Raw genomic sequence first — 9,665 nt, forward strand, 5'->3', positions numbered from 1 at the left:
CACAAACCTTGCGCCCGGGGACCTTCAGATCCTCAGATTCCGAGTTCTTTGTCGATGAAGGCGAAGACCTCGTCGGGCGTCGCCTCCTGCAACTTCTCCGTCACGGTCCCGCCCTCGCCGTCGGCCGTCTCGGCCTCGTCGGTACGGGGCTCCGCCCACTTCGCCGCGAGGTCCCGCAGGCGGACCGCGATGTCGTCCCGTGCCTCGCTGTCGGGGGCGAGGACGGACAGGGCGGACTCCAGCGCGTCCAGCTCCGCGAGTCCGGGCGCCGCGCCCGTACCGCCGTCGCCCACGATCCGGCCGCACAGGAACTCGGCGAGGGCCGCCGGGGTCGGGTAGTCGAAGACCAGCGTGGCGGGCAGCTTCTGCCCGGTGGCGGCGGTCAGCCGGTTGCGCAGCTCCAGCGCGATGAGCGAGTCGAAGCCCAGCTCCTTGAACGCCCGCCCGGCGCCGACCTCGTCGGTCGAGGGGTGACCGAGCGCGGCGGCCGCGTTGGTGCGCACGACCTCCAGGACGACCACGGACTGTTCGGCCCGGGAGATCCCGGCCAGCCGCTTGCGCAGCGTGTCCGCCGGGGACCCGTCCGAGGCCGTGCCGGGCTCACCGGCCGTGGCGCCGGTCCCCCGCAGCCGCCGGACCTCGGGCAGTTCGCTGATGAGCGGGCTGGGGCGAACCGCCGTGTAGCCGTGGGCGAAGGGGTCCCACTGGATGTCGGCGACGGCCACGACCGTGTCGGCGTGGTCCAGGGCCCGCTGCAGCGCCGTGATGGCCGCGTGCGGCGCCATCGCCGGGACACCGCCCCGGTCCAGCCGCTCGCCGATGGCGCCATCGGCGGCCAGACCCGTCTCGCCCCAGCGGCCCCAGGCCACCGAGGTGGCGGGCAGTCCCTGGGCGCGGCGCTGTTCGGCCAGCGCGTCGAGATAGGCGTTGGCCGCCGCGTAGTTACCCTGTCCGGCATCGCCGAGGGTGCCCGCGATACCGGAGAACAGCACGAACGCGGACAGCTCCAGCTCGCGGGTCAGCTCGTGCAGATGGCGCGCCGCGTCGGCCTTGGGGCCGAGGACGGTCGCGAACCGCTCCGGGGTGAGCGCGTCCAGCACACCGTCGTCCAGGACACCCGCGGCGTGCATGACCGCCGTGAGCGGCTGGTCGGCCGGGATGGCGGCCAGCAGCGTCTCGACGGCCTTGCGGTCGGCCACATCGCACGCGGCGACGGTGACCTTGGTGCCCAGCTCGGTCAGCTCGTCCCGCAGCTCGGCCGCGCCCGGGGCCTCCAGACCACGGCGGCTGGTGAGCACCAGGTGCTCGGCCCCGTTGCCGGCCAGCCAGCGCGCCACATGGGCGCCCAGCGCGCCCGTACCGCCGGTGACCAGCGTCGTACCGGCCGGCTTCCACGTCCGTACGGCGGGCGCACCGGCCAGCGGGGCATGGGCGAGCCTGCGGGCGAACACCCCGGCCGCGCGCACCGCGAGCTGGTCCTCGCCGTCGGTGCCGGCGAGCACCCCGGCGAGCCGGGACAGCGCCCGCTCGTCGGGCGATCCGGGAAGGTCGACCAGACCGCCCCACCGCTCCGGGTACTCCAGGGCCGCGGTCCGGCCCAGGCCCCAGACGAGTGCCTGCTCGGGGGAGTCCACGGTGTCCGTCTGCCCGACGGCGACCGCGCCGCGGGTGGCGCACCACAGCGGCGCGTCCACCCCGGCGTCGCCCAGCGCCTGGATCAGCACGGCGGTGCCGGTCAGCCCGGCGTCGACGCCGTCGGTGCCGGGCGCGGTGCCCTGGTCGAAGGCGAGCAGCGACAGCACACCCGAGACGGTCGCGGTGTCGGCCAGCTCCTCGCGCACCAAGCGGGTCATCGACGCGCGGTCCGACTCCACGGCGGTGGGGGTGATCTGCCGTACCTCGGCGCCGCGTTCGGTGAGCATCCGGACCGCGCCGAGCGTCCAGTCGTCGACGGCGGCGGACTCGGGCACGGCCAGCAGCCAGGTCCCGGAGAGCCGCGCGGTCTGGGCCTCGGTCAGCGAGGTCCAGGTCACGCGGTAGCGCCAGCCGTCCACCGTGGACTGCTCACGGGCCTGCTTGCGCCAGGTGGCCAGGGCGGGCAGGACGGCGCCGAGCGAGGACCGCTCGCCGTCGTCCTCGAACGCGAGGGTGTCGGCCAGCGACGCCAGGTCCTCGCGCTCGACGGCCTCCCAGAAGCGGGCGTCGACGGCATCGGACGGCGCGCCCGACTCGTCGGCCGGGGTATCGGCCGCCTGCGGCCAGTAGCTCTGGTGCTGGAAGGCGTACGTGGGCAGCTCGACGCGGACCGCGCCGGTCCCCTCGTACACCGCGTCCCAGTCCACGCCGACGCCACGCGTCCACGCCTCGCCGACGGAGATCCAGAAGCGGTCCAGGCCACCCTCGTCACGGCGCAACGACCCGATCGCCGCAGCCTCACGGCCCGCGTCCTCGGCGGTCTCCTGCACACCCATCGTCAGCACGGGATGCGCGCTGGACTCGATGAACACACCGAAACCCTCGTCCAGCAACCGCCGGACCGCACCCTCCAGCTCAACGGTGCGACGCAGATTGGTGAACCAGTACTCGGCGTCCAGCTCCGGACCCTCGACCCACTCCCCCGTCACCGTCGACAGGAACGGCACCTCGGCGACCTTGGGCTGTACGGGGGCCAGCAACTCCAGAAGTTCCTCGCGCAGCAACTCCACCTGCGCCGAATGCGAGGCGTAGTCCACCGGCACCCGGCGCGCCCGCACCCCATCGGCCTCACACGCGGCGACCAGCTCGTCCAGCGCGGTCGGCTCACCGGAGACGACCACCGAGGACGGCCCGTTGACCGCCGCCACCGAGATGCGCTCCTCGCCCCAGGGTGCGATGCGCTCCCGTACGTCCGCCACCGGCAGCGCCACCGACACCATGCCGCCCTTGCCCGCCAGCACCCGGCCGATCGCCTGACTGCGCAGCGCCACCACACGCGCCGCATCCTTCAGCGACAGAATCCCCGCCACACACGCGGCCGCGATCTCACCCTGCGAGTGGCCGACCACGGCCGACGGCCGCACACCCAGCGAACGCCACAGCTCCGCCAGCGAAACCATCACGGAGAACAGCACCGGCTGAACAACGTCCACCCGCTCCAGTGACGGTGCGCCCTCCGCCTCGCGCAGCACATCCACCAACGACCAGTCGGTGAACTCTGCGAGCGCGGCGGCACACTCATCAATACGGGCAGCGAACACCGGTGAAGCATCCAACAGCTCCACGGCCATGCCTACCCATTGTGACCCCTGTCCTGGGAACACGAATGCGGCCTTGCCCCCGATTGAGGCCCCCTGCACCAGGTTGGGCAGGACCTGCCCCCTAGCGAGAGCGTCCAAACCACCGGCGAATTCGTCCCGGTCCGTGCCCACCAGCACCGCACGCTGCTCGAAGGCGGCGCGGGTGGTGGCCAGCGAGTGGCCGATGTCCAGCGGGCGCAGGGCCGGGTCGGCGTCGAGGTGAGCCAGCAGCTTGGCGGCCTGGGCGCGCAGCGCGGCCTCGCTCTTGCCGGACACCGTCCACGGCAGCGCGCCGGGCCGTCGGGTCGCCGGCTCGGTCTCGTCCGGCTCCTCGGCCGGGGCCTGCTCGATGATGGCGTGGGCGTTGGTGCCGCTGAAGCCGAACGAGGACACCGCTGCCCGGCGCGGACGGCCGGTCTCCGGCCACTCCCGCGCCTCGGTCAGCAGCTCGACCTCGCCCGCCGACCAGTCCACATGCGGGGTGGGCTCGACGATGTGCAGCGACTCCGGCAGGACGCCGTGGCGCAGCGCGAGGACGAGCTTCATCACACCCGCGACACCGGCGGCCGCCTGGGCGTGGCCGATGTTGGACTTGATGGAGCCGAGCAGCAGGGGCTGCCCCTCGGGCCGCTCCTGGCCGTAGGTGGCCAGCAGCGCCTGCGCCTCGATCGGGTCACCCAGCGTCGTACCGGTGCCGTGTGCCTCGACCACGTCCACCTCGGCGGGAGACAGCCGGGCGTTGGCCAGGGCCTGCCGGATGACGCGCTGCTGGGACGGGCCGTTGGGCGCCGTCAGACCGTTGGACGCACCGTCCTGGTTGATGGCCGAACCCCGCACGACCGCCAGCACCGGATGGCCGTGCTTCCGCGCGTCCGACAGCCGCTCGACCAGCAGCATGCCCACGCCCTCGGCCGGGCTGAAGCCGTCCGCGTCCGAGGAGAACGCCTTGCTGCGGCCGTCGGAGGACAGTCCGCGCTGGCGGCTGAACTCGATGAAGGTGCCCGGGGTGGCCATCACGGTCACCCCGCCCGCGAGCGCGATCGTGCACTCGCCCTGGCGCAGCGACTGGACGGCCAGGTGCAGCGCCACCAGCGACGCCGAGCACGCGGTGTCGACGGTGACCGCCGGGCCCTCCAGACCGAAGGTGTACGAGAGGCGGCCGGAGACGACGCTCGCGGCGCTGCCGGTGGCCAGGTGGCCCTCATAGCCCTCGGTGTTGCTGCGCATGACGATGGAGTAGTCGGAGCCGTTGGTGCCGACGAAGACACCGGACGGGGTGCCGTGCAGCGTGGCCGGGTCGATGCCCGCCCGCTCGAACGCCTCCCACGACGTCTCCAGCAGCAGCCGCTGCTGCGGGTCCATCGCCATGGCCTCACGCGGCGAGATCCCGAAGAAGGTGGGGTCGAAGTCGGCGGCCCCGGTGAGGAATCCGCCCTCGCGGGTGTAGCTGGTGCCCTGCGCGTCCGGGTCCGGGTTGTACAGGGACTCGATGTCCCAGCCGCGGTCGCCCGGGAACTCCGACAGCGCGTCGCCGCCGGAGATGAGAAGCTGCCACAGCTCCTCGGGGGTGCGCACACCGCCCGGGAAGCGGCAGCTCATGGAGACGATGGCGATCGGCTCGTCGTCGGCGAGCGCCGCCGCGGTCGGCAGCGCGGCCACGGCCGCCCGCTGCCCGCCGGCGATCTCGGTGCGCAGATGGCGCGCGAGCACCGTGGGGGTGGGGTAGTCGAAGATCAGCGTCGGCGGCAGCTTCAGCCCGCTGGCCGCGCCGAGCCGGTTGCGCAGCTCCACAGCTGTCAGCGAGTCGAAACCCAGCTCCTTGAAGGCCCGGGCCGCCTCGACGTCGTCCGCGCCCGCGTAGCCCAGGACGGCCGCGACGGCGGTGCGGACCAGCTCCAGCACCAGCCGCTCCTGCTCGGCCTCCGGCACCCCGGCGAGCTGCTGGGCCAGCGCGACCGCGCCCGCGCCGTCCGCCTCGGCGTCCCCGGCCATGTCCTGGATGACGTCCCGCGCCTCGGGCAGGTCGTGCAGCAGCGGACGGGAGCGGCCGGAGGTGAAGGCGAGAACGAAGCGCTTCCACTCCATGTCGACGACGGTCAGCACCGACTCGTCGCGGTCCAGCGCGTGCTGGAGCGCGGTGACGGCCGACCGCGGCGCCATCTCGACGACGCCGTGACGGCGCATCCGGTCGCCGACGCCGCCCTCGGCCATCCCGCCCTCGCCCCACGGGCCCCAGGCCAGCGAGGTGGCGGGCAGGCCCTGGGCGCGCCGGTGCTCGGCGAAGGCGTCGAGGAAGGCGTTGCCCGGCGCGTAGTTGCCCTGTCCGGGCGCGCCGAAGGTGGCCGCGAAGGACGAGAACAGCACAAACGCCGAGAGGTCCAGATCCCGGGTCAGCTCGTGCAGATGGCGGGTGGCGTCGACCTTCACCTTCAGCACCCGGTCCACCTGGTCCGGGGTCAGGCCCTCGATCACCCCGTCGTCCAGCACGGCGGCCGTGTGGACGACGGCCGTCAGCGGGTGTTCGGCGGGGATGTCCGCGAGCAGCGCCTCGACCTGGGCACGGTCGGCCACATCACACGCGGCGATGGTCACCTTCGCGCCCAGCTCGGTCAGTTCGGACCGCAGATCCGCCGCTCCCGGGGCCTCCAGACCACGGCGGCTGGTGAGCACCAGATGCTCGGCCCCGTTGCCGGCCAGCCAGCGCGCCACATGGGCGCCCAGCGCACCCGTACCGCCGGTGACCAGCGTCGTACCGGCCGGTTCCCAGGAACGTACGGCGGGCGTGGCGGCCAGCGGGGCGCGCACCAGACGGCGTACGAGCAGCCCGGTGGCGCGGATCGCGACCTGGTCCTCCTCCTCGGCCCCGGCGAGCACGGTCACCAGCCGGGCCAGCGCCTTCTCGTCGGGTGCCCCGGGCAGGTCGACCAGACCGCCCCAGCGCTCGCCGTGTTCCAGCGCGGCCACCCGGCCGAGCCCCCAGACCAGCGCCTGCTCGGGGGATTGGAGAGTGTCCGTACGGCCGACGGAGACCGCGCCACGGGTGGCGGACCACAGCGGCGCGCCGATCTCCGCATCGCCCAGCGCCTGGACGAGCGCGAGCTGCGCCGCCACTCCGGCGGGGACGGAGGGGTGCCGGGGGTGCGGGTGGCCGTCGAGGGCCAGCAGCGACAGCACTCCGGCGAACGGGATGCCGTCGGTTTCGGTGAGCGCGGCCCGCAACCGCTCGATCAGCTCGTCGCGGCCGTCGGCGTCGGTGTCCACGACGATCCGCCGTACGTCGGCGCCGCGTTCGGCGAGCACACCGGCCACGGCGTCGGCCCAGACGTCCTCGGTGGCCGGGGCGACGACAAGCCAGGCGCCGGACAACCGCACGGGCTGCCCCTCGGCGAGCGGCTTCCAGGTGACGCGGTAGCGCCAGCCGTCCACCGTGGACTGCTCACGGCTCTGCTTGCGCCAGGTGGCCAGGGCGGGCAGCAGCGCGCTGACCCGCTCGTCGCCGTCGACGTCCAGCTCGGCGGCGAGCGCCTGCCAGTCCTCGCGCTCCACGGCCTCCCAGAAGCGGGCCTCGACGGGGTCGGCGACGGTGGCGGCAGCGGCGGGGGTGCCCGCCTCCAGCCAGTAGTGCTGATGCTGGAAGGCGTACGTGGGCAGCTCGACGCGGACCGCGCCCGTGCCGTCGAACACCGCCTCCCAGTCCACGCCGACGCCACGCGTCCACGCCTCGCCCAGCGAGGCCCAGAAGCGGTCCAGGCCACCCTCGTCACGGCGCAACGACCCGATCGCCGCAGCCTCACGGCCCGCGTCCTCGGCAGTCTCCTGCACACCCATCGTCAGCACGGGATGCGCGCTGGACTCGATGAACACACCGAAACCCTCGTCCAGCAACCGCCGAACCGCACCCTCCAGCTCAACAGTGCGACGCAAGTTCGTGAACCAGTACTCGGCGTCCAGCTCCGGACCCTCGACCCACTCCCCCGTCACCGTCGACAGGAACGGCACCTCGGCCGTCTTCGGCTCCACAGCCGCCAGCAACTCCAGAAGTTCCTCGCGCAGCAACTCCACCTGCGCCGAATGCGAGGCGTAGTCCACCGGCACCCGACGCGCCCGCACCCCATCAGCCTCACACGCGGCAACCAGCTCGTCCAGCGCGGTCGGCTCACCGGAGACGACCACCGAGGACGGCCCGTTGACCGCCGCCACCGAGATCCGCTCCTCACCCCAAGCCGCGATCCACTCCCGCGCCTCCGCCACCGGCAGCGCCACCGACACCATGCCACCCTTGCCCGCCAGCACCCGGCCAATCGCCTGACTGCGCAGCGCCACCACACGCGCCGCATCCCGCAGCGACAGAATCCCCGCCACACAAGCGGCCGCGATCTCACCCTGCGAGTGGCCAACCACGGCCGACGGCCGCACACCCAACGAACGCCACAGCTCCGCCAGCGAAACCATCACCGCGAACAACACCGGCTGAACAACGTCCACCCGCTCCAGCGACGGCGCACCGTCGACACCCCGCAGCACGTCCACCAGCGACCAGTCGGTGAACTCCGCCAGCGCCGCGGCGCACTCCTCGATCCGCGCGGCGAACACCGGCGAGGCGTCCATCAGCCCCACCGCCATACCGGCCCACTGCGACCCCTGCCCCGGGAACACGAACGCCGTCCGGCCACCGACCACCGAGCCCTGTGCGACACCCGCCGCCATACCGCCCTCGGCCAGGGCCGTGAGCCCGGCCAGCAGGTCGGCGCGGTCGTGGCCGCGCACCACGGCGCGGTGGTCGAGCTGGGCCCGGGTGGTGGCCAGCGAGAGGCCCACGTCGGCCGGGCTCAGCCCGGGGTCGGCCTCGATGTGGGCCAGCAGCCGCTGCGCCTGGGCGCGCAGCGCCGCCGCGCTCTTGCCCGACACCGCCCACGGCACCACGTCCAGCCGCTTCGACGGGGCCGGTCGCTCGGTGGCATCCTCGGCCTCCTCGGTCTCCTCGGCGGGGGCCTGCTCCAGGATGGTGTGCGCGTTGGTGCCGCTGAAGCCGAAGGAGGACACGGCGGCCCGGCGCGGGTGGTCGGTCTCCGGCCAGGGGGTGGTCTCGGCGAGCAGCGACACCGCGCCCGCGGACCAGTCGACATGCGGGGTCGGCTCGTCGATGTGCAGGGTCCTGGGCAGGACGCCATGGCGAATCGCCATGACCATCTTGATGATGCCGGCGACACCGGCCGCCGCCTGGGTGTGCCCGATGTTGGACTTGATCGAGCCGAGCAGCAGCGGCTGGTCCTCGGTGTGCTCCTGGCCGTAGGTGGCGAGCAGTGCCTGCGCCTCGATCGGGTCGCCGAGTGTCGTACCGGTGCCGTGTGCCTCGACGGCGTCGACATCGGCCGCGGAGAGGCGGCCGTTGGTGAGCGCCTGGTGGATGACGCGCTGCTGGGACGGGCCGTTGGGCGCGGTCAGACCGTTGGACGCACCGTCCTGGTTGATCGCGGAGCCACGCACGATCGCCAGCACCGGGTGGCCGTGCTTCCGCGCGTCAGACAGCCGCTCCACCAGCAGCATGCCCACACCCTCGCCCCAGCCGGTGCCGTCCGCGGCGGCGGCGAAGGGCTTGCAGCGGCCGTCGGCGGCGAGCCCGCGCTGCCGGCTGAACTCGGTGAACGTCGACGGGGTGGCCATCACCGTGACACCGCCCGCGAGCGCGAGCGAGCATTCGCCGTTGCGCAGTGCCTGGACCGCCATGTGCAGGGTGACCAGCGACGACGAGCACGCCGTGTCGACGGTGACCGCCGGGCCCTCCAGACCGAAGGTGTACGACACCCGGCCGGAGGCGATGGAGCCGGAGCTTCCGGTGCCGAGGAAGCCCTCGACGCCCTCGGGCACGGAGTCGAGCCGCGAAGTGTAGTCGTGGTACATCACGCCCGCGAAGACACCGGTCCGGCTGCCGCGCAGCCCGGTCGGGTCGACCCCGGCCCGCTCGAACGCCTCCCAGGAGGTCTCCAGCAGCAGCCGCTGCTGCGGGTCCATCGCCATGGCCTCACGCGGCGAGATCCCGAAGAGCGTGGGGTCGAAGCCGCCCGCGTCGTAGAGGAATCCGCCCTCGTTCACATAGCTGGCGCCCGCCTGGTCGGGGTCGGCGTCATAGAGCGACTCGACGTCCCAGCCACGGTCCGTGGGGAAGCCGGAGATCGCGTCCTCGCCGCCCAGGACGAGCCGCCACAGCTCCTCGGGGGTGCGCACACCGCCCGGGAAGCGGCAGCTCATCGCGACGATCGCGATCGGCTCCTGGTGCCGCTCCTCGACCTCGCGCAGCTGTCGGCGGGCCTGACGCAGGTCGGCGGTGGCCCGCTTGAGGTAATCCCGGAGCTTGTCCTCGTTATTCACCATTGCGTCGGCTCCTTGCGA

At 73.3% G+C, this 9,665-nt stretch carries 1 protein-coding gene; it reads right to left on the reverse strand.

Annotation, left to right across the window (positions count from 1 at the left end; translation table 11 throughout):
* Positions 1 to 32: 32 nt before the first annotated feature.
* Entirely contained in the window at positions 33 to 9,647 is a 9,615-nt protein-coding gene (locus tag AS97_RS17655) for a type I polyketide synthase (RefSeq protein WP_210565250.1), read from the reverse strand.
* Positions 9,648 to 9,665: the final 18 nt, after the last annotated feature.

Origin of the sequence: Streptomyces sp. AgN23 (assembly GCF_001598115.1) — a bacterium.
Lineage (GTDB): Bacteria > Actinomycetota > Actinomycetes > Streptomycetales > Streptomycetaceae > Streptomyces > Streptomyces antimycoticus.

Excerpts from the sequence above, each read along its gene's own strand:
- AS97_RS17655 (WP_210565250.1), bottom strand. The coding sequence starts at position 9,647 with ATGGTGAATAACGAGGACAAGCTCCGGGATTACCTCAAGCGGGCCACC.